General features: G+C 41.2%; 27 protein-coding genes, 2 tRNA genes, 1 rRNA gene and 1 riboswitch. Of the genes, 11 read left to right on the forward strand and 19 right to left on the reverse strand.

Going from position 1 to position 24,196, the window contains the following annotated elements; all coding sequences use genetic code 11:
- Nucleotides 1–180: 180 nt before the first annotated feature.
- The 4 genes from helD to J7E32_RS13590 all read right to left on the reverse strand — a co-directional run bounded on the left by helD (nucleotide 181) and on the right by J7E32_RS13590 (nucleotide 6,287).
- Nucleotides 181–2,508 (reverse strand): RNA polymerase recycling motor HelD, encoded by a 2,328-nt coding sequence (helD, locus tag J7E32_RS13575; protein ID WP_214908166.1) that lies wholly within the window; start codon nucleotides 2,506–2,508, stop codon nucleotides 181–183.
- Between the two features lie 165 nt (nucleotides 2,509–2,673).
- Entirely contained in the window at nucleotides 2,674–3,096 is a 423-nt protein-coding gene (locus tag J7E32_RS13580) for a universal stress protein (RefSeq protein WP_214908168.1), read from the reverse strand.
- 16 nt (nucleotides 3,097–3,112) lie between these two features.
- Nucleotides 3,113–4,561: a SulP family inorganic anion transporter gene (locus J7E32_RS13585; protein WP_214908170.1), complete on the reverse strand. Its 1,449-nt coding sequence runs from the start codon at nucleotides 4,559–4,561 to the stop codon at nucleotides 3,113–3,115.
- A 259-nt stretch (nucleotides 4,562–4,820) separates the two neighbouring features.
- Nucleotides 4,821–6,287, reverse strand: a complete 1,467-nt coding sequence (locus tag J7E32_RS13590; RefSeq protein ID WP_214908172.1) for a SulP family inorganic anion transporter — start codon at nucleotides 6,285–6,287, stop codon at nucleotides 4,821–4,823.
- Nucleotides 6,288–6,601: 314 nt separating this feature from the next.
- Here J7E32_RS13590 and J7E32_RS13595 point away from each other — a divergent pair, with 314 nt between their 5' ends.
- The 5 genes from J7E32_RS13595 to J7E32_RS13615 all read left to right on the forward strand — a co-directional run bounded on the left by J7E32_RS13595 (nucleotide 6,602) and on the right by J7E32_RS13615 (nucleotide 9,955).
- Entirely contained in the window at nucleotides 6,602–7,213 is a 612-nt protein-coding gene (locus tag J7E32_RS13595) for a class I SAM-dependent methyltransferase (protein WP_214908174.1), read from the forward strand.
- Nucleotides 7,214–7,276: 63 nt separating this feature from the next.
- Nucleotides 7,277–7,438, forward strand: coding sequence for a hypothetical protein (locus J7E32_RS13600; protein WP_214908176.1), 162 nt, complete (start codon nucleotides 7,277–7,279; stop codon nucleotides 7,436–7,438).
- 614 nt (nucleotides 7,439–8,052) lie between these two features.
- A complete protein-coding gene (locus tag J7E32_RS13605; protein ID WP_214908177.1) occupies nucleotides 8,053–8,223 on the forward strand; it encodes a hypothetical protein in 171 nt (56 codons plus the stop codon).
- Between the two features lie 607 nt (nucleotides 8,224–8,830).
- A complete protein-coding gene (locus tag J7E32_RS13610) occupies nucleotides 8,831–9,040 on the forward strand; it encodes a YuzF family protein (protein ID WP_214908179.1) in 210 nt (69 codons plus the stop codon).
- Between the two features lie 24 nt (nucleotides 9,041–9,064).
- Nucleotides 9,065–9,955 (forward strand): manganese catalase family protein, encoded by an 891-nt coding sequence (locus J7E32_RS13615; protein WP_214908181.1) that lies wholly within the window; start codon nucleotides 9,065–9,067, stop codon nucleotides 9,953–9,955.
- Nucleotides 9,956–10,514: 559 nt separating this feature from the next.
- Here J7E32_RS13615 and crcB read toward each other — a convergent pair.
- Together crcB and J7E32_RS13625 are read right to left on the reverse strand one after the other, a co-directional pair.
- Nucleotides 10,515–10,883: a fluoride efflux transporter CrcB gene (gene crcB, locus J7E32_RS13620; protein ID WP_214908183.1), complete on the reverse strand. Its 369-nt coding sequence runs from the start codon at nucleotides 10,881–10,883 to the stop codon at nucleotides 10,515–10,517.
- Entirely contained in the window at nucleotides 10,880–11,257 is a 378-nt protein-coding gene (locus J7E32_RS13625; protein ID WP_214908186.1) for a fluoride efflux transporter FluC, read from the reverse strand. Before J7E32_RS13625 ends, crcB begins: the two co-directional genes overlap by 4 nt.
- A gap of 90 nt (nucleotides 11,258–11,347) precedes the next feature.
- Here J7E32_RS13625 and J7E32_RS22950 point away from each other — a divergent pair, with 90 nt between their 5' ends.
- The gene (locus J7E32_RS22950; RefSeq protein ID WP_286183224.1) at nucleotides 11,348–11,479 is read left to right on the forward strand and encodes a hypothetical protein; all 132 of its coding nucleotides are present in this window, start codon (nucleotides 11,348–11,350) and stop codon (nucleotides 11,477–11,479) included.
- Nucleotides 11,477–11,537: riboswitch (Fluoride riboswitch) on the reverse strand. (Overlaps the previous gene by 3 nt.)
- Nucleotides 11,538–11,598: 61 nt before the next feature.
- On the opposite strand, the gene J7E32_RS13630 is transcribed toward J7E32_RS22950, so the two are convergent.
- Nucleotides 11,599–12,036 carry a dual specificity protein phosphatase family protein gene (locus J7E32_RS13630; protein WP_214908188.1) on the reverse strand — a complete coding sequence of 146 codons (438 nt, stop codon included), beginning with the start codon at nucleotides 12,034–12,036 and terminating at the stop codon, nucleotides 11,599–11,601.
- A gap of 115 nt (nucleotides 12,037–12,151) precedes the next feature.
- Here J7E32_RS13630 and J7E32_RS13635 point away from each other — a divergent pair, with 115 nt between their 5' ends.
- Together J7E32_RS13635 and J7E32_RS13640 are read left to right on the forward strand one after the other, a co-directional pair.
- Nucleotides 12,152–12,457 (forward strand): PepSY domain-containing protein, encoded by a 306-nt coding sequence (locus tag J7E32_RS13635; protein ID WP_353654050.1) that lies wholly within the window; start codon nucleotides 12,152–12,154, stop codon nucleotides 12,455–12,457.
- Between the two features lie 100 nt (nucleotides 12,458–12,557).
- Nucleotides 12,558–12,935, forward strand: a complete 378-nt coding sequence (locus J7E32_RS13640; protein ID WP_214908190.1) for a hypothetical protein — start codon at nucleotides 12,558–12,560, stop codon at nucleotides 12,933–12,935.
- Between the two features lie 262 nt (nucleotides 12,936–13,197).
- Here the strand turns inward: J7E32_RS13640 and groL are convergent, their stop codons facing one another.
- The 3 genes from groL to J7E32_RS13655 form a co-directional block, all read right to left on the reverse strand.
- Nucleotides 13,198–14,826 carry a chaperonin GroEL gene (gene groL / locus J7E32_RS13645; RefSeq protein WP_214908192.1) on the reverse strand — a complete coding sequence of 543 codons (1,629 nt, stop codon included), beginning with the start codon at nucleotides 14,824–14,826 and terminating at the stop codon, nucleotides 13,198–13,200.
- A 57-nt stretch (nucleotides 14,827–14,883) separates the two neighbouring features.
- Nucleotides 14,884–15,168: a co-chaperone GroES gene (gene groES / locus J7E32_RS13650; protein WP_041967795.1), complete on the reverse strand. Its 285-nt coding sequence runs from the start codon at nucleotides 15,166–15,168 to the stop codon at nucleotides 14,884–14,886.
- Between the two features lie 185 nt (nucleotides 15,169–15,353).
- On the reverse strand, nucleotides 15,354–15,881 hold the full coding sequence (locus J7E32_RS13655; RefSeq protein WP_214908195.1) for a GNAT family N-acetyltransferase: 528 nt from the start codon (nucleotides 15,879–15,881) through the stop codon (nucleotides 15,354–15,356).
- Between the two features lie 248 nt (nucleotides 15,882–16,129).
- On the opposite strand from J7E32_RS13655, the gene J7E32_RS13660 reads away from it, so the two are divergent.
- Complete coding sequence (locus tag J7E32_RS13660) at nucleotides 16,130–16,861, forward strand: CPBP family intramembrane glutamic endopeptidase (RefSeq protein WP_214908196.1); 732 nt, start codon at nucleotides 16,130–16,132, stop codon at nucleotides 16,859–16,861.
- A 3-nt stretch (nucleotides 16,862–16,864) separates the two neighbouring features.
- A complete protein-coding gene (locus J7E32_RS13665; protein ID WP_213372870.1) occupies nucleotides 16,865–17,065 on the forward strand; it encodes a YdiK family protein in 201 nt (66 codons plus the stop codon).
- A gap of 25 nt (nucleotides 17,066–17,090) precedes the next feature.
- Here J7E32_RS13665 and J7E32_RS13670 read toward each other — a convergent pair whose 3' ends face one another.
- Nucleotides 17,091–17,756 carry a redox-sensing transcriptional repressor Rex gene (locus J7E32_RS13670; protein WP_214908198.1) on the reverse strand — a complete coding sequence of 222 codons (666 nt, stop codon included), beginning with the start codon at nucleotides 17,754–17,756 and terminating at the stop codon, nucleotides 17,091–17,093.
- Nucleotides 17,757–17,784: 28 nt separating this feature from the next.
- Nucleotides 17,785–18,279 carry a cyclic pyranopterin monophosphate synthase MoaC gene (gene moaC, locus J7E32_RS13675; RefSeq protein ID WP_041967791.1) on the reverse strand — a complete coding sequence of 165 codons (495 nt, stop codon included), beginning with the start codon at nucleotides 18,277–18,279 and terminating at the stop codon, nucleotides 17,785–17,787.
- Between the two features lie 178 nt (nucleotides 18,280–18,457).
- Between moaC and J7E32_RS13680 the strand changes: the two genes are divergently transcribed.
- On the forward strand, nucleotides 18,458–20,386 hold the full coding sequence (locus J7E32_RS13680; protein WP_214908200.1) for an ABC-F family ATP-binding cassette domain-containing protein: 1,929 nt from the start codon (nucleotides 18,458–18,460) through the stop codon (nucleotides 20,384–20,386).
- A gap of 553 nt (nucleotides 20,387–20,939) precedes the next feature.
- Here the strand turns inward: J7E32_RS13680 and tsaD are convergent.
- From tsaD to rrf, 7 genes are all read right to left on the reverse strand, one after another.
- Nucleotides 20,940–21,971 carry a tRNA (adenosine(37)-N6)-threonylcarbamoyltransferase complex transferase subunit TsaD gene (tsaD, locus tag J7E32_RS13685; RefSeq protein WP_214908202.1) on the reverse strand — a complete coding sequence of 344 codons (1,032 nt, stop codon included), beginning with the start codon at nucleotides 21,969–21,971 and terminating at the stop codon, nucleotides 20,940–20,942.
- On the reverse strand, nucleotides 21,968–22,420 hold the full coding sequence (gene rimI / locus J7E32_RS13690) for a ribosomal protein S18-alanine N-acetyltransferase (protein ID WP_214908205.1): 453 nt from the start codon (nucleotides 22,418–22,420) through the stop codon (nucleotides 21,968–21,970). The genes tsaD and rimI overlap by 4 nt, the downstream gene beginning before the upstream one ends.
- A 13-nt stretch (nucleotides 22,421–22,433) precedes the next feature.
- On the reverse strand, nucleotides 22,434–23,135 hold the full coding sequence (tsaB, locus tag J7E32_RS13695; protein ID WP_214908207.1) for a tRNA (adenosine(37)-N6)-threonylcarbamoyltransferase complex dimerization subunit type 1 TsaB: 702 nt from the start codon (nucleotides 23,133–23,135) through the stop codon (nucleotides 22,434–22,436).
- On the reverse strand, nucleotides 23,136–23,588 hold the full coding sequence (gene tsaE, locus J7E32_RS13700; protein ID WP_214908208.1) for a tRNA (adenosine(37)-N6)-threonylcarbamoyltransferase complex ATPase subunit type 1 TsaE: 453 nt from the start codon (nucleotides 23,586–23,588) through the stop codon (nucleotides 23,136–23,138).
- 192 nt (nucleotides 23,589–23,780) lie between these two features.
- A tRNA-Asp gene (locus J7E32_RS13705) sits at nucleotides 23,781–23,856 on the reverse strand.
- 24 nt (nucleotides 23,857–23,880) lie between these two features.
- A tRNA-Met gene (locus tag J7E32_RS13710) sits at nucleotides 23,881–23,954 on the reverse strand.
- A 40-nt stretch (nucleotides 23,955–23,994) separates the two neighbouring features.
- Nucleotides 23,995–24,110, reverse strand: a 5S ribosomal RNA gene (gene rrf, locus J7E32_RS13715).
- Between the last annotated feature and the right edge of the window lie 86 nt (nucleotides 24,111–24,196).

The following is a 24,196-nucleotide window of genomic DNA, read 5'->3' on the forward strand; positions in this document are numbered from 1 at the left end:
TCCTATTTTGTATTCAAAAGCAACAAAGTTTGAGAAAAGAGCCTTATCAAAAAAATTAAGCTAGTCTAAACTGGCGGCTGGAAATCCGACGAACCTTTATGACAGGATGTTGCTGGATAGTAAAGTAGTATAAGCAATAACCAGTTGGAAAAGGTACCAAAAAACACACCAATGCATTGTTTAGTGTGTTTTTTGCATTGTTCCTTTTACCTCTATGTGAATTGGATCTATCCGATCTAGCAGGAAAGAAGAAGGAGCGGTTCCGTATAATAGAAGTCTGTGCATCGGTCTTGTCATTCCGACATACAGCAGTTTAATATCAAGTTCTTTCTCAGAATAAGGTTCTTCAATAGATACCATTAACACTGCGTCAAACTCCAGTCCTTTTGACAGGTATGCAGGTACGATTGCAATTTGTCCTTTGATCATGTCTTCCTGTTCATTCAGCAGTTGAAATGGCAAATCGCTTTTTTCCATAATCTTTTTGATGTTCTTGCATTCACTTGCAGTTCGGCCAATAATCGCGATGGAATTTAGATTTTCTTCATATAAGGCTCGAATATCCTTTTCAATCACGCTTGCCAGCTCTTCCTGGCCCGTATGATCCACCTGATGGAAAACCGGCTTAGGTCCACTCCTTACCACCGGTTCTACCTGGGGAAGATCTTCATCCATGATGGCGAGAATATCGTTCGCCAGCTCCATAATTTCAACTGTCGTTCGATAGCTTTTTTGCAGCGTTAAGTAATTCGCTTCAGGGAAGATTTGCTCCGTCAACGGCTCCCAGCTCCTCGTGCCGCGATAGGCGTGGATTCCCTGGGCCAAATCGCCGACAATCGTAAAGAGATTCGTGTCAAACCCTTCTTTAAGAGCTGCAAATTGAAAGTAACTATAATCCTGAGCTTCATCAATAAAAACACTTTTCATCTTATGTTTCTCATCTATTCCAATCAACTTGGCTTTAAGGTAGAACAATGGAGCCAGGTCTTCAAGTTCATATGCTTTCTTATGAAAAATACTGCTCGAATAATTTGCGAGCTGTTTGACTTCCTCTGCAGACAGGTCTACTGAATAAGCAGCCAATAATTCCTCGGAAGTCATTAATTCCTTATACAAAGTATAAATATCTTTTTTCTCAAAGTAATTCATGTACGTTTTGACTGCGGTTTTGATCGAGGATTGGAGCTGTTCGTTCCTTTTCTCCTTTCCGTCCATCAAGGCAACTACTTTCTTTCTTCTCTTTTCATCATCCTTGATTCCGTATAACGCTTTTTCTAGAGCTTCCTCATATCTTTCTTCAAACCTTGTGAGAATCTCGGTTTTCTTTTTTTTCACATGATGGGTCAACAGCTGTTTAATTTTCTCCACCCGGCTATACACCGGCAGATAGCGATATTCCTTTATAAACAGCCTTCTTAGCTTCTGGGACTTCATCAATCGATATTTATCAACAAAGAAATCTTCAGTTGGCGCCAACTTCTTTTCTACATCATTTATATAAGCATCCAGGACAGCCTTGAATTCCAGGGATCCTTTATAGGTTGAAATTTTGCTAAGTCTTTCATCCTTTGTCTTTCCTTCCACCAAGGCAAGCAGCTTCTTCTCAGGCGGAATGACCTTAATCTTCTTGCCAAGAGCAGCTCGAATGTAATCAATATAGGTTGTCTGGTTGATCTTTCCAACACCCAGTTCAGGAAGTACATCAGATATATAGTCAATGAAAAGCCTGTTTGGCGCGAGAATCATCAGTTTTTCCGGCCTGAACCGCTCACCAAATGTATAAAGGAAGTACGAGATGCGATGAAGGGCGATGGTTGTTTTACCGCTTCCTGCTGCTCCCTGGACAATGATCGGGTGCTGAAGGGACGCACGGATGATTTCATTTTGTTCTTTTTGAATCGTCGTGACGATTTCCGTAAGTCTATTATCCGCTTTTCCTGCCAATGATTTCTGCAGCAAATCATCATGGGTCGTCAAGTCTATATCATGAAAAGCCTTCAGCTTTCCTTCCTCAATCTCATATTGCCGTTTTAAAGCTAGATAGCCCTCACGCTGCTCCCCATTCACCTCATAACTGACCTCACCCAAACGTCCATCGTAATAAACATTCGCGATCGGCGATCTCCAGTCCACAATGATGGGCATCTGGTTTTCCCGGTCATATAAAGAGGTTTTTCCAATATAAAGGATCTCCTCTGCTTTATCTTCCTGCTTTTTAAAATTGATTCTCGAGAAATAAGGTTTGTTCAAAATGCTTTCTAATCGCTCAAGCTCATTTCCAGCGAGCTCCAGGAACTTGGCATTCGTTAATATATTGATATAACTCAAACTGCTGTCGAGATAATCCAGGTCAACAAATGCCTGTTTTATATTTTCGGTAAAAGACTGCTTATTTTCTCTCGATGCCTCGAGTATTGTTTTTATATATAATTTCGTAAACTCCAGCCGTTCAACCTCTTTCTGATAATCAGCATGATCCAGAATTGAGGTTTTATTTTTTTCAGTCATCTGTGTTTATTACCTCCATTCAAAGTTATTTTATTGGTGATGTTTTTGATTTTATTCTGGGAGAAATAGAAGAAATTCGTGGGAAAAGGGGTAAAAACAACTCGACTATAACATAGACAGAATTGGCTGGCAAATTAAAAAAGAACGCTCAAAGCGTCCTTTCTCTTATTTTACGATCATAACCGGACAATTAGCCCTTTTAGCTACTTTATGGCTTACGCTGCCCAACATCAATTCTTGCAGTCCATTCAATCCTCTGCTGCCGATGACAACCAAATCAAACTTATTTTTGTTTGTGTAGTCCACCACCGCAGGACCAGGTTCACCATGAAGTATTTTTATTTCAAAATTCACTCCTGAAGTCCTTGCTTTCTGCTCAATCTCTTTTAATCGCTCTTTTCGTTTGTCATTGATATCAGCGGAGTTCCAATTGCTAAGGACATCCGACTTTGAACTGTCGCCATCTACTGAATAAACGATTTCGATTTTCGCATCATCTCCCTGGCACTTTGCGATCATGATGGCATGATCAGCCGCACGCTTTGAGTGTTCTGAACCGTCAGCAGCTAGAAGGATTTTTTGATACATTCCTATCACCTCTTTATTAATGTGAACCCAGTTTATTGGCCAGCTTCTCAGCCAATTCTGAGCTTTCCTGATTCATTCCGGTTACAAGGATCCTCTTGCCATTTTCCTCAAACTTGTAAACGATTTTATCGATTGCTGCTACTGCAGAATCGTCCCATAGATGCGATTTGCTTAAGTTCACTTCTACAAATTCTACATCCTCTTTATAGTCAAATTTCTTAATTAGTTCCGTTACTGAGGCAAAGAAAAGTTCTCCGCGCACTTTATAAATACGCGTGTTTTTATCAAGTGAGCTTTTCACTTCAACTTGAGAAATCTTTGATACAAAGAAAATTGCGCTTAATAGGATTCCGGTGAAAACACCAATAGCTAAATTATGGGTGAAAACAACAGTCAATACAGTTACAACCATAACAATTGCATCGGTTTTTGGCAATAGATGGAGAGTTTTTACCGAATTCCAGTCAAATGTGCTGATGGAAACCATAATCATGACTCCTGCCAGTGCAGCCATTGGAATTTGGGCCACAATATCGCCTAGCAGAACAATCAAGAGCATCAATACAACTCCTGATACCAAAGACGATAGTCGTTTACGCCCGCCTGATTTTATATTTATGACAGATTGGCCAATCATAGCACACCCAGCCATCCCGCCAAAAAACCCAGTTACGATGTTTGCGATCCCTTGTCCCCTGCTTTCAGTATCTTTATCGCTTTCCGAATCAGTCATATCGTCAACAATTGTCGCGGTCAATAGTGATTCTAAAAGGCCTACTAAAGCTAATGCCAATGAATAAGGCAGGATGATAAATATAGTTTCTAGTGATAAAGGGATTTCAGGGATCAAAAAGATGGGAAGTGTCCTGCTAAGTGTTCCCATATCTCCAACCGATCGAACATCGATTCCAATAATGATGACAATAGCTGTTACAATCACAATAGCGACCAGCGTAGAGGGAATCGCTTTCGTTATGTAAGGCAATAGATAGATAATCAATAACGTCAATCCCGCTAACATGTACACCATTACTGGTGCATCTACAAAGTTATCCAGCTGGGACATGAAAATTAAAATTGCTAGTGCATTAACGAAGCCCACCATGACAGAGCGAGGAATGAATTTCATATACCTTGAAAGTTTAAATACTCCAAACAAAATTTGCAGAACACCCGTTAAAATCGTCGCGGCCAAAAGATATTGAAGACCGTGCTCGGCTACAAGATCTATGAATAACAAGGCCATTGCTCCAGTTGCACCTGAAATCATCCCCGGCCTGCCACCTACAAACGCAATCAATACAGCGATGGTAAAGGAAGCATACAGTCCAACCATCGGATCAACACCCGCAATGATGGAGAAAGCAATTGCTTCAGGTATCAAGGCAATCGCGACAACGATTCCTGAAAGGATATCTCCTTTAACATTTCCAAACCAAGACTGCATGTAGCTTTGATTTTCCATATCGGCTCCTCCTTCTGTTTTATTATTTTGTCTATTAAACCAAAAACCATGAGGGTAAGGTAAAACATATTTTATTGCATTAACCCATTCACTCAAAATGGACAAATTAAACCCAAAATAAGAAAAGCGTAAGCGCCTTGGTCAGCCCGGACAAGCACTGGAGCTGGACACTTATCTAATTGTAAAAAATTTTATACTTTTTCTTATAAAATAAAAAACCCAAGTTTGTCATTTAGACAATCTTGGGTTTTGCTTTATTTTAGTGGCCGGAAAGTTTTGCTCCCGGTTTTCTGTGAACTGCCATTTTTTCAACTAGGTTCATACTTGCTTCATTTAAGCCAACCAGGCGAACGACCACGCCTGTAGCCCGTAACTTTAAGACAATCTTATCAATGGCCGCTACTGCTGAATCATCCCAAACATGAGCTTGGGTGAAATCAATTTCAACTTCTTTTACATCTTCAGTGAAATCGATGGCATCGATCAGCTCATCGACAGAAGCGAAGAAAACCTGCCCTTTGACTGTATAGATTTTCTTGTCGCCTTTCACCAAAGACTCCACATGGACTCTTGATATCTTTGCTACAAAGAAAATCGCACTAAGGATAATCCCTGCAAATACCCCTTTTGAAAGGTCATGAGTTGCAACAACAGTAACAACCGTTACAACCATTACAATTGAATCAGTAACCGGAGCTTTTGTGACACCTTTGATCGAACCCCAATCAAATGTACCGATCGCGACCATGAACATGACACCCACTAAAGCTGCCATTGGGATTTGAACAACGATTTTGCCTAGAACAATGATTAAGAACAATAAGACAACACCAGCAACTAAAGACGATAATCTTCCTTTACCGCCGGACTTGACATTGATAACCGATTGACCAATCATCGCACAACCAGCCATGCCTCCAAAGAATCCAGTGATGATGTTGGCAATACCCTGGCCGCGGCTTTCCTTGTTCTTATCACTTGCTGTATCAGTCATATCATCAACAATTGATGCTGTAAGCAGAGACTCTAGCAATCCAACAATTGAAAGGCCTAAAGCATACGGAAAAATAATGCTCAATGTTTCCATATTAAAAGGAACACTCGGCATGAAGAAGCTTGGCAATGCAGCAGTTAACTCGCCCATGTCTCCAACCGTTTTAACATCGCTCTTCGTAAAAATAGCAATTACCGTTATAACAATAATAGCAATCAGCGGAGATGGAACAGCCTTGGTCAATCTGGGTAAAAGATAAATAATTGCCAATGTACCTGCTACCAGGGCATACATTTGCCATCCCGCACCCGTAAACTGCTCTAATTGAGCCATAAAAATAAGGATCGCCAATGCGTTTACGAAGCCAATCATAACCGACCGCGGGATAAACTTCATAAACCTCGCCAATTTAAAAACACCAAAGAGAATTTGGATGATTCCTGTCAAAATGGTGGCAGCAAACAAATACTGTAACCCATGGTCAGCTACTAAAGTGACCATCAATAACGCCATTGCTCCCGTCGCACCAGATATCATACCAGGTCTGCCACCAATGAAGGCAATCACTACTGCAATGCTGAAAGAAGCATACAATCCCACCATCGGGTCAACTCCAGCTATTATGGAAAATGCAATCGCTTCGGGAATCAAGGCGAGAGCAACTACTATGCCCGCAAGGACCTCTCCCTTTATATTTCCCAACCATTGCTCTTTAATTGTATTAATACCCAAATAAACACTCCTTTTCATTTTGTTTTTTTAGTGACTTTGATCTCTCATCAAAGTCTGGGCCGTTGAAAACAAGGCAATAATAACACATCTGCAAAAAGTGGCAACCCCACATGTAAGCGGTTGACTAATTCGTTTTCTCTTAAATCCTTCTATTTACTACGTTTTTACTATGAAGACAGTGAAATATTTCTTTTTTTATTCACCTGTTTTAACAAGCAGGGCTCTGACTACAAATCAATTGAATACTTTGTTATACTTGGAGTGTCCGTCGGAATTTCAAAATGAGCAAGGGAGGAAAGAAGGAGAGATTAGATTTGTTAGAATATACTGGGGAGAGAGTCATCCCCGACCTAATGAAACCAGCCAATGCTTTATTACTTGAACACTTGGCACGTTATCAATTCAGTTCTTACCATATACGCGGGAGGGTCCTGGATATAGCTTGCGGTTCCGGCTATGGTTCGCAGATGCTCGCCAAGCTTTGCAAAAAACGAATCAATGAATTTATCGCAGTTGATTTTGATCCCGAAACAATTGAATATGCTCACAAACGGTATAACCATCCTCTGGTTGAATATCGCTGTGAAGATGCAACAGATCCCCTGCTTCCCCAAAAATTAGGCATGTTTGATGCCATCATTTCCTTTGAAACACTAGAACATCTAGAAGATGAAGAGCAATTTCTTGCCAATCTTTATAATATGTTAAAACCTGGTGGGACATTGGTCCTGTCAACACCATTCGGAAAAGGAAGAGGAAAACCATGCGGTTCGCCATTCCACGTTCATCAGTTGACCATTGACGAGTTTAATGGGCTATTTCCGGAGTACAAAGAAGTAAAGATGTACTACCAAAAAGGAGTATTAATCGAGCCTCCATATCCAGGTGTAAAACATCCGCTAGGAATAACAGTTTGTACTAAGTAGAAATTATCGAAAAAGAAGTACTCATTTTATCTACACCTTGCAGTAATACAAAATGAAGTCCCGTTGGAGCATAAGATCTATCCGCTTCATTTCGCCAAACATACACAGCAAACCTGGCTGGTGAAGATCAGTAATATGGACGAAGCAAACCAAAACAACATTATCTCTTGCTTATTTGATAAATTATTTGCCGACGAACAAATACGCAAAATGTTTATTCAGTAATCAATTCTAAGGAATTGGACTTCCGAATAGAAAATTAGTTTTAAGGAAGGAGGAGTTTATGGCTATCAAACTCATTTGTGAAGAATGTAATGGCGATGGAAAGATTCCTTTGATCAAGTTTCTTGGACTAAAGAAGAGATGCAAGATATGCTGTGGAGAGGGTAAGAAAATCCAACGTATTATTAGATACTGACTCTGTACCTGCATATCATTATCTACTTAAAGGGGTTGTGCTTTTGATTAAAGCTGACGAAACAATTTTTTACAATAATGCACCTTATAAGGTTTTATATGTCTATCCCACAGGTTACTGCGAGATCAAAAGAACGGACTCCGCCATCGTAGAATTTATTCATAGAAAAGATCTTAAAGCATGTCCTTTAATTCTCGAGTCACAGGATTAACAAGGAGGTGATTCCTAATGAATAAAGAATGCCCAAGTTGTTCCGGAAAAGGGTATCTTTTGGTTAAATTCCCAAATATCAAAGAAGCTTGCTTCCATTGCCAGGGAAACGGATTCATAAAGTCCGCTACTAGTAGTAAATAACATCTTTTTATATTCTAAACTTAGCACCACAGATAAACTTTTAGCATTTTCTGTTAGGAGTGACATTTTGAAAGAACAGTTAATTAGAGGAGTCAGTATGCATACCGCCGGGGATTCCTTACTTTTTTACATTCACTTTGACCACAAGACTATAGAGGTTACTGAAAAGGAATTCGAAAAGGCAATGGCTGATTTGAAATCGGGCAAAGAGCCTCTTACACTCATTAACCATGACTGATGCGCCGCTGATGTATTACTTGAGTAAATTACCTTTCTCTAAAACAAAAGAAATCGTATTTCAACTAACACTAGCTTTATCTTCAAAGTACTTAAAAGAAGTAATATTTTCATTTGATAAAGTGAAGATATTACTTTCAACTAGTACTTTAACTCCCTTGGTTATAAAAATGTACGGGATCCAGTCAACCAGCAGGTTAATTTACATTTGTCCTAGGACAAATATTATTAAGAAATGGTAGCACTGCCCCAGAACCTCAGATTCGAATCCTTATGTCCCTCCCTGTCCAAATATCTTACACGTTGCATGTAAAAAGTTCGGTATATCAAGGTTTTACAAAATTTGGGCTGTAACATTTATACCTTTTTTTACTTGATTGCGTTAGCAAAATGTTAGCATTTCAAACTGATAGTCTGTAATAGCTTATAACATACTCCATCATTCTTTTTCATGCCTTGGTCCATTAAATAAATTGGATATTGCTAGGCTTATTATTTTTCAGAAAAGTATTTAGCAAAAAGAGCCAAATTGAACAGTTGGTTGTCAGTCTTTTTTATATCGAGAAACATATACTCAGTAAGAATGACTTTAAACTAGGAGGATATAAATGACAAACAACGACCTGTTAAGCTTCTATGATCCCTATGTTTATCAGACATTAGCAACCATTGTTGGTAATATGGTTACTGTTCAAACCATAAGAGGCAGCGTTCGTGGCACTTTGAAAAATGTATTGCCAGATCACATTGTAGTCGAATCTAACGGAACTCCCTTTTTTATTCGTACCCAGCAAATCATTTGGGTTTTTCCTGGTTAACAAAAATGAAGTGGAGGGGAGATAATGTTTAAAAGAATTAATAAATTGGCTATTGAACTTCCTACACCTGCACACGGCGATATGAATGCTGCAGCAGCAGTACAAGAGCTCCTGGGTGGCAAGTTTGGGGAGATGTCTACCTTAAATAACTATATGTTTCAGTCTTTTAACTTCCGAAATAAAAAAAAGCTAAAGCCATTCTATGAGTTAGTGGCGAGCATTACAGCAGAAGAATTTGGTCATGTAGAACTTGTTTCTAATACGATTAATCTGTTATCTGTGGGTAATACTTTTCCAGGGAATCCGGATATCACTCCACTTCAGAATGGGCTGGATGCGAGAAACACCCACCATTTTATTTCTACAGCTCAAACGTCTATTCCAGGTGATTCAATGGGAAGACCTTGGACTGGTGATAATGTTTTTAATAGCGGTAATCTGGTTTTGGATTTAACACATAACTTTTTCCTCGAGATTGGTGCACGTACACATAAAATGAGAGTTTATGAGATGACTGATAATCCAGTTGCCAGAACCATGATTGGGTATTTGCTTGTTCGTGGAGGAACACATGTACTCGCCTATGCGAAAGCAATCGAAATTGCTACAGGGGTAGACTTGACGAAAATGCTTCCAGTTCCAAATCTTGATAACTCAAAATTTGATTATGCAAGACCATTCATAGAACAAGGCTTAAGCAATGTGCTATATACATGGAGCGAAACAGAATACAGGGATATCGGAATGATTTGGAAAGGAACAAATCCGGAAAATGGGCAACCGCTCGAAGTGAAAATTGGCACTCCTGAAGGCGGTCCAATCCCTGACTTAGAGGAACTGCCTGAAGAATTTGCCCCTGGGATCACTAGGGACGATTATGAATTAATCAAAAAACGTTTAATGGCCAAATTATAATGGATTCTTTACGGGAAAAATACAAGACCAGATTCTGCTATTGGAGAATCTGGTCTTTCCTTTTTGTTTAGCGTTTCAGAGTTGGATCATTTCCTTAGCGCTACCTGATGACCAAATGACGAAAATGTCTAGCGCCATCAAATTAAAAGGCTGTTTTCGTAACAATTGTTGTTAAAATCCTAAAGCCGATTTTAACGTAATATAAGGCCATTTTGCAGTTCGGAATAAAGTTTGCATGCTCTTTTCTCATAAAAGAGTCAACTTTACCAAGAAAACTAATCATAAAATCCTATTTTGTAGTCAAATAGCAACAAAGTTTGAGAAAAGAGCCAATTAAAAAGAAGCTCCCAAAAGTTTTAAAAAAGCCATTCTCCATGATCCTTTATTCCATAGAGAAGGCTTTTTTCACATAATGAGTTCTAAGGAATAGGAGCTATTTTGGACACGCTTTTACTCTAATTGCTTTGAACATTAAAAGGGGGAATAAATAAGGTATTCAAATAATGGCCACAGTTACTAAAGTTAGTGTACGTTTGAATAATGAAGACGGATCAAGCCTTCATCCTATAACCAATCCCAGTTCTATTCCAAGAAAAGCCAAAAAGATTCCGCCTCCATAGCTAAGCAAATTATATAGAATGAATTCTTTTTTTCTTTTGTCGATGCGGAGCTGTATCCCCTCCAATTTAAATGTAGAAAAAGTGGTGAAAGCCCCCATATATCCAGTACCGAGTAGCATAAAGAGATTTCCTTCAATCCCTAGACCTACAAGAAGCCCAAGAAGAAGAGACCCCACCAAGTTAATGACAAGGGTTGCAACAGGAACTCTCGATTCTATTCTTTTATTAATGATCTGACTGACCCCAAAACGGGACATCGCCCCGAAGAACCCGCCTATCCCCACCAAAAGAATATGTAAAGTACTCATCCAACCTCTTCTCCTTTCCTGATTTGAAATCCTAATCGGCTCATCCCTAAACCACCGGATATACTGGCTCCGATATACAAAATAGCCAGAGCCATCTTTCCGTGAAGAAGGAGCGTAACGGTTTCCACACTTAAAGTTGAAAAAGTGGTAAATGCTCCTACAAACCCTGTTCCTATTGCAGTTTTTATATGGGCTGGCAAGGAAAAACGTACTAACAGCCCCGTTGTCAGCCAAGCCAGGAGAAAACTACCTAGCAAATTAACCGTCAGTGTAGCAAATGGAAAAACCGCACTTTCATGAAAAAGCCAAACACCAATAATATAGCGCAAAGAGGCTCCTAAAAATCCTGCTGCTCCCACAAGTAAATAAACCATCTCCATCCCTCCATTTCACATAGTTTCCCCAAAAATTTAGAAAAGCGCAAGCGCCTTGATCAGCCCCGACAAGCGCTGGAGGGCCTGACAGTGAAGTCGTTCTTTGACTTCATTGGCAGGACCGAAGCGACTCGAGGGGCTAGGCGATGGAGCTGGACCATTCTCGAAGTAAAATTTATACTTTCTTATCTATTAAAAAGACTCCTGCCAGTTCATACATAACTGACAGGAGTCATTAGCCTTGAGGCAGTTAAAGGTGAACTCCATCACCTATTAAGATTAGGTCTCTCTAAAAACTATAATACATTTAAATAAGAAGGAAAAAAACTTTTTTTCTTGCTTTACCCAAGCCCGAGATGCCTCTCATACTCGGTAAGCACTTCCATGTAATTCGGAGTAGGCTGTATATCCGGCTTTTTTTTCCTCACTGCATAAAGCGCCTGATTACGGTTTAATTGAAAACGCTGCATATAGTAGGCCGCGATGACAAAGCCTAACCGCTGGTAACCAAAAGTATCATGAATAAGAATCCGATGCCTATTAACAACTAAATCGTTTATTTGACCCATCAGCCTTTCAATCCAATCGATGCTCGGAGCAACCTTGATCGTTAAAGGCGCCCAGATCATCATCCGCTGTGAAAAATCAAAAGGTGGTCGGTCAGGCTTCGTCCGCAGGTTTACAATTGAAGTAATATGATGATAGACAAAAGGCCAATCGCGAGAGGAAATCCTCCCTCCCACATACATCCTTCCTGGAATCATCTCTGTAAAGCTCAATATGACTCCCCCTCGCTTTCCCTCATTACTATATGCCATTTAGATTGCAGGGTTCATTTCACATACATAATTTAACAGACAATTGTGATACTAAAGAATAAAAGGGGGAATTTATGTGAAGATTACTGTTGGAAAATCCGCCATTGTTTTAGGTGTAGCTGCAGGATTAATGGGTCAAGTAAACTTTATTGAAGCAGCTCCTATTGAGTCTAAATTAATAGTTCAGAATCAGATTTCAGAGGATCAAGCGAAGGAAATTGCCCTTAAACAGGTAAAAGGGACTGTCACAAAAGTGGAGCTCGAAACCGAAAATGGTGTACTTGTTTATGAAGTGGATATCAAAGCACCGGATCAACTTTATGAAGTAACCATAGATGCAAAGAGTGGAAAAGTAATAAAGGTTGAAAAAGAGAATGATTAGTCTTTTAAAACCAAGAATTTCTGTTCAGTTTTAGGAAATGCCTGTCAATTTGACAGGTGTTTTTATCTTATACCGTTAAATAATCTTTGGAGTGGGTCCGATGTATAAAAAATTGGTTTTTTTCATGCTCTTTGCCTTATTAAGCTATAGTTATTCAGTGTATGCTTCACATACAGATACCAAGTATAAATGGAATGTTGGAGTAGATGTTCCTATTCGCTATACGTCAGCCTTTTCAACAGGAAAACATGGCGTTGTTATTGAAGGATTTCAAGGAAATGTAAAAAGAAATGGATCCATCCGCTATGAAATTGTTACAAGAGGATTTTGGAATGATGAATCCTTTGACAAAGCGGATGTGAAAAACGAAGGGAACTTTAAAATTAAACTAATGGCTCCTCCTGGAGACAATTATGTGATTAAAATCTATGGATTTGGAAGTATGGCAAATGGAAAGTTTGAAGTAATTCCCTACTAATTGGAAGACTACTTATGTAAATACTCATCAGAAATCAACGATTGCTGAATAAATCAGGGATAGTAAAAAGTATCCCCCCATTCCTTCATAAATAATGAAGAAAGGCCTCCCAACAGTTTAGTAAACTGATGAAAGACCTTCTCCTTTAGTCAACTTTTTTTGTCAAAGGTTGCCGTTTTTTTTTGTAAAACGGGACAAGTCCGAGGACAAGAAAAGCATATATTCTTTTTGACATTGGTATAACAAGGTTTTAAAACCTTAATTACATCATGCCGCCCATTCCGCCCATTCCACTCATGTCAGGCATTCCAGCGCCGCCTTCTTCTGGAATGTCAGCAACTACTGCTTCAGTAGTCAAGAACATTGCAGAAACGGATGCTGCGTTTTGAAGTGCATAACGAGTAACTTTAGTTGGGTCAACGATACCAGCTTCGATCATGTTTACCCACTCGCCAGTTGCAGCGTTGAAGCCTGTTCCGACTTCTTCGCGCTTCAGGCGCTCAACGATTACAGAACCTTCAAGGCCTGCGTTGTGAGCGATCTGGCGAACTGGTTCTTCCATTGCACGAAGGACGATGTTAATGCCAGTTGCTTCGTCGCCTTCAGCCTGGATTTCAGCCACTTTGTTGTATACGTTAAGAAGCGCTACGCCACCGCCTGATACGATACCTTCTTCAACTGCTGCGCGAGTTGAGTTAAGAGCATCTTCAATGCGAAGCTTGCGTTCTTTCAATTCAGTTTCAGTAGCAGCACCAACCTTGATGACTGCAACACCGCCAGCTAACTTAGCAAGGCGCTCTTGTAATTTTTCACGGTCAAATTCAGAAGTTGTTTCTTCCATTTGAACGCGGATCTGGTTTACGCGGCTTTCGATTGCAGCGCTGTCTCCAGCACCTTCAACGATTGTTGTGTTTTCTTTTGTAACAACAACTTTAGAAGCGCGTCCCAAAGATGTGATTGTAGCAGACTTAAGATCACGGCCAAGCTCTTCAGTGATCACTTCTCCGCCAGTCAGTGCAGCGATGTCTTCAAGCATAGCCTTACGGCGGTCACCAAAGCCAGGAGCCTTAACAGCTACTGCATTGAATGTTCCGCGAAGCTTGTTGACTACCAATGTAGCAAGTGCTTCACCTTCAACATCTTCAGCAACAAGCAATAATGGCTTGCCTTGCTGGACAACCTGCTCAAGAACAGGAAGGATTTCCTGGATGCTGCCAATTTTCTTGTCAGTGATCAGAATATATGGGTTTTCAAGCACAGCTTCCATCTTGTCAGAATCAGTTACCATGTAAGGAGATGCATATCCGCGGTCGAACTGCATACCTTCAACAACATCCAATTCTGTAGTGAAGCCTTTAGATTCTTCGATTGTGATAACGCCGTCGTTGCCAACGCGCTCCATTGCTTCTGCAATCAATTGGCCAACTTCTTCGTCAGCAGCAGAGATCGCCGCAACTTGTGCGATAGAAGCTTTGCTTTCGATTGGTTTTGAAATAGCTTTTAACTCTTCAACAGCCATAATAACAGCCTTTTCAATACCTTTGCGGATACCCATTGGATTAGCACCGGCAGTAACGTTCTTAAGACCTTCGCGGATCATCGCCTGTGCAAGAACTGTTGCAGTAGTCGTACCGTCACCAGCAACATCGTTCGTCTTGCTTGCTACTTCAGCAACAAGCTTAGCACCCATGTTTTCGAATGCATCTTCAAGCTCGATTTCTTTTGCGATCGTTACACCATCGTTCGTGATAAGTGGTGAACCGAATTTCTTCTCAAGAACCACGTTGCGTCCTTTTGGTCCAAGAGTTACTTTTACTGCGTTTGCAAGAGAATCAACCCCGCGAAGCATCGCGCGGCGTGCTTCTTCACTGAACTTAATTTCTTTAGCCATTGTAAAAAGACCTCCTCAGAATTTTAATTTATAGCGTTCTGTCTATAATCGCAGTGATTATTCCACTACTGCTAGAATGTCGTTTTCACGTAAGATCAGGTACTCAGTTCCCTGGTACTTCACTTCTGTGCCTGCGTATTTTGAGAAGATAATGCGGTTTCCGACTTCAACTTCAAGAGCAACACGCTCACCGTTTTCAAGAACACGGCCAGTTCCAACAGCTACGACTTTACCTTCTTGAGGTTTTTCTTTCGCTGTGTCGGGTAATACGATACCGCTTGCAGTTTTTTCTTCTGACTCAACAAGCTCGATAATAATGCGATCTCCTAGTGGCTTGATCAAGTGAAACAACCTCCTCAAATTATATGTAGATTATTTTTTATTAGCACTCGCCTCAATAGAGTGCTAACACAATTTATATAATAATGAATCTGTATTTTTTTTGCAAGTGTGAAGCTGAAATTTTTCATGAAATTTTATAATGATCCAGCTGCTGTCGAATGCTGGAGAAATCTCATGCTGACAGCTCATTTACTGATATTGTAAAGGACATGCTTCTTAAGCGGACTGCCCTGATCCACTCTCGGGTGATGAAATCTTTTAACAGGTGTCATACCGATTTTTCTCATGACATTAACAGAGGGTTTATTGATTTCAGCTGTAAAACTGACGACCTCGCTAAAGCCGTGCTCATTGAACCCATATTCCAGACAGGCCATGGCACCTTCTGTTGCATAACCTTGTCCCCAAGCATCTTTCTTCAGCCTCCAGCCAATTTCGATACAAGGGGTGAAATCTGCTTCAAATGTTGCCCTGTGAAACCCGATGAACCCGATGAACTCTTTCGTTCTCTTCTCTTCAACGGCATATAACCCAAAGCCGTATTCCTTGAACTCGGCAAGAATCGCCTGATAAAACGCCTCAGTTTCTGCGCAAGTTAAGACATCAGGAAAATAATTCATCACATCCTGGTCTGCATTCATTAGGCAAAACGGCTTTAAATCTGCGGCAGACCAGTCTCGCAAAAGCAGTCGTGACGTTTCCAAATAAATCATTTAGACCTCCAATACTTTTCAAATTGAATGGCACCTTAACAAGTATGCAATATTAGGGAAATAATAAATCCGAACGAGCAACTTTTTTTCCCTGGCCCTACAATTTGAACTTTCAAATCATTTATTAGTAGAATATAGAGAGTGTATCTATAAAGCAAAGCTGTCCACGTATTTTATTTTACAGGCCAGCATATTATTACGTAAAATTTCAGAACATACATTACTGCGTTATTAAGGAGTTTTTTCGATTGAAAAAGGAATACTGGTACGTCATTATCGCCTATATCGCCATGCAGCTTTCGAGCCTGATCGGCATCCCGATCGTTGCCTTTATCGGCGCTGCAATGGGAAAAAGCCTGAAGGAAATGGAGACACTTTCGATTCCATTCTGGCTCGTGATCAGCTTTTCACTCACACTTGTGATAGTGCTGCTGCTTCTCAGGAAAGAACGCAGGACAGAGACTGATCTGCGGGATGCTTCATCCCCGGCAAGCTCAGCCGCCTGGGCCTTTGCAGGTGTATTCCTTGCTCTGTTCGCACAATCAATCGCGGCTAGCATCGAAAACATGATTGGCATTGAAATGGGCTCGGAGAATACACAGGAAATCATCAAGCTGATTGAAATGTTTCCAGTTGTCATTTTGGTCAGTTCGATCATCGGCCCTATTTTAGAAGAAATCGTCTTCCGGAAAATCATTTTCGGCAGCCTGCACAAGAAAATGAATTTCTTCTTTTCAGCACTGATCAGCTCAGTCATTTTTGCACTTGCACATATGGAGCCGGAACACGTGATCCTATACTCAGCGATGGGCTTCACCTTTGCCTTCCTTTATGTAAAAACAAAGCGGATCATTGTGCCAATCATTGCCCACGTTACAATGAATACAATGGTTGTCCTGCTTCAATCCGTATTTAGGGAAGACATTGAGAGAATGATAAAAGAAGCAGAGAAAATTCAAAGCTTTATTGGGGGACTTTAAGTTATGAAGCAATCGCCTTTATTTTCAGGCATTGTCTATATCTTGTTAGGCAGCTTATTCACCTATTTCGCCATCCAGAATGTGAACGAGACAGGCTGGGGATTTTTCAGCTATTTGCTTGTAGCTCTCGCCACGTTCGACTTCGGGTCCGGCATCAGAATGATCATGTTCCACTTCAAATTGAAAAATATACAGAAAAAATAGCTCCTTCACAGCAAGGAGCTATTTTTTATTCGATTGATTCAGTTGTTTCAGTATCTGTTGGATAATGCTTTAAGAAATAAATCAATGACTGCAGCTCAACTGCCAAATCAATGTGATGGATCCTGATGGACGACGGCACATTCAGCCTCGCCGGCGTAAAATTCAGGATTCCCTTAATATTCGCCTGAACCAGTCGGTCTGTGATCGGCTGGGCCACAACAGCAGGTACCGTCAGGATTGCAACCTGAACTCCTTCTTCGACAACGATTCTATCAAGATCATCCATATGGTAGATCGGCACATCGCCAATTTTTGAACCTACCTTACCTGAGTCAACGTCAAAGGCAATCTCAATTCTTGTATTGTTGTTTTTAGAGAAATTATAATTCATTAATGCTGTTCCAAGATTACCAACACCAATCAGCGCGACCTTCGTCAACTCATCCTGGTCCAATGTCTTACGGAAAAATGTCAGCAGATAATTTACATTGTAGCCGTACCCCTTTTTCCCCAAGGCTCCAAAGTAAGAAAAATCTCTTCGAATTGTCGCTGAATCAACTTTTACCGCTTCACTTAACTCCGCAGATGACACCCTTTGCTTCCCTGAAGAATGCAAGTTCAATAAGAACCGGTAATACAGCGGCAAACGTTTTGCGGTTGCCTGCGGAATCTTCATAGCATCATTCGTCATTCTCCATCCTCCACCCTGTCCGTTATTTCTATCTCAACTTTTCTTCTCTCTTAAAATCGCCGTTCTTTCCGCCTGTTTTTTCGACAAGATACGTCTTGCCGATCACCATGCCCTTATCAACGGCCTTGCACATATCATAAACAGTCAGCGCACATGCTGAAGCTGCTGTTAACGCTTCCATTTCTACACCTGTATTTCCTTTTGTTTTTACAGCTGCAGCGATATTTAATATGTAGTCATTACCATTTTGCTCCCAATCGAACGAAAGGTCAATGCCTGTTAATGGAATGGGGTGGCACATCGGGATGATTTCAGATGTCTTTTTAGCCGCCATGATACCTGCTACCTGTGCGACTGCCAGTACATCCCCCTTTTTCATCTTATTTTCAGTGATTCTGCTATATATATCTTCGTTCACGGTTATGCTTGAATGGGCGACTGCCGTACGGACCGTCTCCGGCTTTTCGCTGACATCGACCATCTTCGCTCTGCCCTCTTCATTAAAATGCGTAAATTCTGCCATGTTAAAGCTCCTTTCTACCAAATAATACACTATTTTATAAAACTTGTGTGTGAACTTTGTTTCAATGTTCATACTACATAGGGAACTTTTACACCTTACCAGCAATAGCAGTTCGCACATATTGCCGTGCCTATATTATTGAGTTACACTATCTCTAAGGCAATAGAGGTGAAAAATAATGATTTTATTACAGGTTAATCAGCTATCAAAATATTTTGCAGCTGATCTTATTTTATCGAATATAAAGTTTGAAATACAGACCAATGACCGAGTAGCGCTTGTAGGCCGTAACGGGGCAGGAAAATCAACCCTGCTGAAAATCATCGCAGGGTACGAATCCCATGACGGTGGTGAGATCAGCCGCCCTAAGGGAACGACAATTGGCTATCTTGCGCAAAATACCGGGCTTGAATCCGAGAAAAGCATCTGGGATGAAATGCTAGGAGTTTTTGACCATCTGCACAGCATGGAAAAAGACTTGCGCCGGCTGGAAGAAAAAATGTCGGATCCTGTCATTCTGTCAAATGAGACTGAATACGAAAGAGTCATGAAAGAGTATGACCTTCTGCAGGTTCAGTTCAAGGAAAAAGGCGGCTACCAATATGAAGCCGATATCCGTTCCGTCCTGCACGGCCTGAACTTCCATTCTTTTGATTATTCCACAAAAATATCCACTTTAAGCGGGGGACAGAAAACTAGACTCGCATTGGCGAAGCTATTATTGACTCGCCCGGATATTTTAATTCTCGATGAACCGACGAACCACCTTGACATCGATACGCTATCCTGGCTTGAACAGTATTTACAGGGTTATGACGGCGCCATCCTGATTGTTTCACACGATCGTTACTTCCTGGATAAGGTCGTGAACCAGGTATACGAAATCTCCCGCCATCAGCTGACAAAGTTCCCTGGCAATTACAGCTCATATTTAGAGCAGAAAGCCGCGAATTACGAACGTGATCTGAAACTGTTTGAGAAGCAGCAGGATGAGATCAACAAGCTGCAGGATTTTATCCAGCGGAACCTGGCCAGGGCATCAACAACCAAACGTGCCCAGAGCCGCCGGAAGCAGCTTGAAAAAATAGACCGGTTGGACAGGCCTATGGGTGATGAAAAATCCGCAACGTTCAGCTTCCAGATTGAACGCCAGAGCGGAAATGATGTCCTCAAGGTGCATGCGCTTGCTGTCGGTTATCAGAATGAGGCCGTATCTGAAAATATCACGTTCAACCTTTCTCGTGGTGACAGTACAGCACTCGTTGGGCCAAACGGTGTCGGAAAATCGACTTTATTAAAAACAATCGTTGAAAAACTGCCTTCTATAACCGGAAATATTCAATACGGTTCAAATGTTTCAATCGGCTATTATGATCAGGAACAGGCAGAGCTCAGCTCGAATAAAAAAGTATTGAACGAACTCTGGGATGAATACCCTCTTAAATCGGAAAAGGATATCCGCACCGTGCTTGGGAATTTCTTATTTTCAGGTGACGATGTCCTAAAGATCGTTTCCACCCTGAGCGGCGGTGAAAAAGCGCGTCTGGCACTGGCCAAACTTATGCTGCAAAACTCTAACTTCTTAATTTTGGACGAGCCGACTAACCATCTCGACCTGGATAGCAAGGAAGTACTCGAGAATGCCCTGATTGATTATCCAGGCACCATACTGTTCGTTTCACACGACCGTTATTTTATCAACAGGATTGCCACTAAGGTCCTTGAGCTAGATCGTAATGGCTCAACTGAATACCTTGGCGAATACGATTATTACGTCGAGAAAAAGCTTGAGCATGAAGAGCTGAAGGCACTGGCCGAGCAGGCCGCCAAAGCTTCAGGAAGTGCTGTGGACAACTCAAAGCAGGACAAGACCTCCTACCAGCAGGACAAAGAAGCGAAAAAACTCGAACGCCAGCGGAAACGCCGCATGGAAGAAGTGGAAGCGAGGATTGAACAGCTGGAGTTAGAAGTAGCTGAATACGAAGAAATCCTTTGTGATCCCGAAGTCTTCCAGGATCATGAAAAAGCAGGAGAAATCAATAGTAAAATTGAAGCCGCCAAAGAGACACTCGATGAACTGATGGAAGAGTGGACAGAGCTGGCTTAGTGAGTGGAAAACCGGACATGAAGTTGTCCGGTTTTTTATTTTTATATATGCTACATAAACTCTTTAAAAACGCCAATGCTGATTTTCAAAAATATAATTGGTAAAAAACGAGTGGAATTTCCATTTCGCTATAAAAATGTGATTTTCGCTATATAATTGTTGTTTTCGCTATAAAACTTGGATTTTCGCTATATAATTTAGTTTTTCGCTATATAATTTAGTTTTTCGCTATAAAACTTGGATTTTTGCTATAAAAAAGTGATCTAACCCGGAGAGTGTTGTCTAATAAACGATCTTTCCCCTGTAAAAGGGGGAAAACCCTTCATTTTAGGAAAAAAATCTTTTAAAGTATGCGAATAATCCACAAAAAAAGTCCCGAGTTGAAAACCGGGACTTTTTGTTCACATAGTTATTCACATAGTAAAGACTGATTTATGGCTTATCCAGAGACTTTTCCACATTATCCACAAAAACAGCTTATTTTATCCACATTGTACACAGTTTTGTTCCCAAAACCTCAACATATCCACAGAAGAGTCTGACAACAAATTTTTTACGTCCGACTTTCGTTGTGGATAGTTATCTCCAGACCAGGATTTCCATTCAAGGTTAAATCGGCCCGTTGGCCTTTTTCATATAGTACACTGCCTGCAGCAGCAATCATGGCAGCATTGTCAGTGCACAAAGACAACGGAGGAATGACAATTTCCACATCTGAATCTGCAAATTCTGTGGATAATTTCTCCCTCAATCCTTTATTCGCAGCAACTCCTCCAGCAAGCAGTACTTGTTTTACACCGTATTCCTTCACAGCTCTTTGAGTTTTTGTGACAAGTACATCAATAACACTCTCCTGGAAGCTGGCTGCAAGCTCTTCAGGTACGATTTCCTCTCCGCGCTGCTGGGCGTTATGCACAACGTTGATCACAGCCGACTTCAACCCACTGAAGCTGAAATCATAGGAGCCTTCCTCAAGCCAAGCACGTGGCAGGTTGATTGTTGCCTTTCCTTCATGAGCCAGCCTGTCGATATGCGGTCCACCCGGATATGGAAGGTGCAACGTCCTCGCTACCTTGTCATAGGCTTCACCTGCTGCGTCATCCCTTGTCTCACCAATCACCTCGAAATGACCGTGTTCCTTCATATATACGAGTTCAGTATGCCCGCCGGATACGACAAGTGAAAGCAGCGGAAATTTCATCTCCGTTACAAGTCGGTTCGCATAGATATGCCCGGCAATATGATGGACACCTATAAGTGGGATATCATTCGCAAACGCCAATGCTTTGGCTGCGTTAACGCCAATCAATAATGCTCCAACCAGGCCTGGTCCTTCCGTTACCGCTATGGCATCAATATCCTTAATATCCACATTTGCCTGGGCTAATGCTTCATCCAACACAAGAGTGATCTGTTCAACATGATGCCTTGACGCAATCTCAGGAACAACTCCTCCGAAACGCTTATGGCTCTCAATCTGAGAGGCGACTACATTCGCTAGGATTTCCCGTCCATTTTTTACAATCGCTATAGCCGTCTCATCACAGCTTGTCTCTATTCCCATTATTAATTGATCTTTTGTCATTTTAAATTCACCCACATTACTAAAGCGTCTTCCATATTGTCTGTATAATATTGTTTCCTAATAGCTCCTTCTTCGAAGCCAAACTTGCGGTAAAGTTTTTGGGCCCTTTCATTACTGACTCTGACTTCGAGCGTCACCCTTAATGCACCCATTTCGCGAGCCAGCTCCATTACCTTGCCCATAAGCGCCTCACCCAGCTTCATTCCTCTGTATTCAGGAAGCAAGGCAATATTTGTGATATGCGCTTCATCAATGATGATCCACACTCCACAGTAACCAACGACCTTTTGATCCACTTCCACAATTAGATACTGAGCAAACTGATTCTTCGTCAATTCATTGAAAAAAGCTTCCCTGCTCCATGGAATGGTAAAGGAATTAACCTCAACCTCCATCACTTGATCGAGATCATCAACCGTCATATTCCGGAACGTTATCGTTTTATTCATTTTCTCTTCCCACTTATTTTTTAGTCTCTTGCGCTTTTAGCCAATTGGCCTCTGCTTCTGCCAGGCGGATATAGTTTGGAACGAATGTATGAAGGTCAACAGCCTCTTTATCCAGCCCCAATAACGCAAGCTCTGCAGGTCTGGGATTCAGTTCAGTGACAGCTGCAAAAACAGCCTTGTCACCAAGCTCTTCCTTAATGACATCTTCATGGAGTTTCAAATCATTGCTCGTGAACAGAATCCTGCTGCCCATTTCATTCAGAGTTTTTACCCAGTCGGCTGACAATACAAGCTGATCCTTTTTTACAATTTGCATCTTTTGATTCTCGAACTTATACAAACCTGTATAAATCTGTCCTCTCCTCGCATCAAAGAAAGGTGAAACATATCCGTCGAAATAGCGGCCTGACGATGCTGCAGCAACCTCAAGGCTCGATACGCCTGACAAAGGGATTTTCAATGTCCAGGCCATTGTTTTCGCGATCGTCACTCCGATCCGGACACCAGTATATGATCCAGGCCCTTCAGCCACGACAATCTTCGATAAATCACCTGGTTTTATATTGCACTCTTCCATCAATGTCTGGATCGCAGGCATGACGCGAACCGAATGATTCTTTTTTATATTGGATATATACTCGCCCAAAACTGTCTCACCATCAAGAAGACCAATACCTAAAACATAGTTGGACGTATCAATCGATAATACCTTCATTTAAAAAATCTCCTTACACAGTTCTTCATAACGATTGCCCTTTGGCTCAGCAACGATCCTTCTAGCACCATTATCATCTAGATATAATTGAAGGAGCAAAAGCTCTTTAGGCAATTGGGCTTTAATTAAGTGCGCCCATTCAACAACCGTCACACCAGTACCTTCAAAGTATTCTTCAAAACCAAGATCTTCAAACGCATCTTCAACACGATAGACATCCATATGATATAACGGAAGACGTCCCTGGTACTCCTTTATAATTGTAAAAGTTGGACTGTTTACATTTCTGGTGATTCCCAATCCTTCTGCAAGGCCTTTTGTAAAAGTCGTCTTTCCTGCACCTAAATCCCCTTCAAGGGCAATTACATCTCCCGCTTGAAGAAGATTCCCCAGCCTCTTCGCAAAATTCTTTGTCTCTTCCGGCTGCCTTGATATGAATTGATAACTCGCCATATATTTCCACCTAACCAACAGTCGATTTTATAATACAAAAATCCTTAGGATGTCTCCTAAGGATGAGGATACTATATGTAGTTTACACGATTTAAGCAGGACGGGCAAAAAAAGCAGCCAATTTTCGTTGTTTTTAAGCAATAAAAAAAACGAAACCGTGTTTCGTCCTGATAATCTATCAATTTATGAAAATGGCGGTCCCGACCGGGATCGAACCGGCGATCTCCTGCGTGACAGGCAGGCATGTTAACCGCTACACCACGGGACCAATATGTATAAAAAAGATGGATTATTGCGGGGGCAGGATTTGAACCTGCGACCTTCGGGTTATGAGCCCGACGAGCTACCGGACTGCTCCACCCCGCGTCGATAATAATAAAAACTAATCCATTAAGTTTTTCAAACAGCCCGGCGGCGTCCTACTCTCACAGGGGGAAACCCCCAACTACCATCGGCGCTGAGAAGCTTAACTTCCGTGTTCGGTATGGGAACGGGTGTGACCTTCTCGCCATCGCCACCAGACTATTTTTTAAAGACAATAATTATTGTATCATCTTTAAATTAATTTTGCAAGAGAAAAATTTCATTCCCTCAAAACTAGATAATGT

Source organism: Bacillus sp. ISL-55 (assembly GCF_018613155.1).
In the GTDB taxonomy this organism is placed as follows: Bacteria; Bacillota; Bacilli; order Bacillales; family Cytobacillaceae; genus Mesobacillus.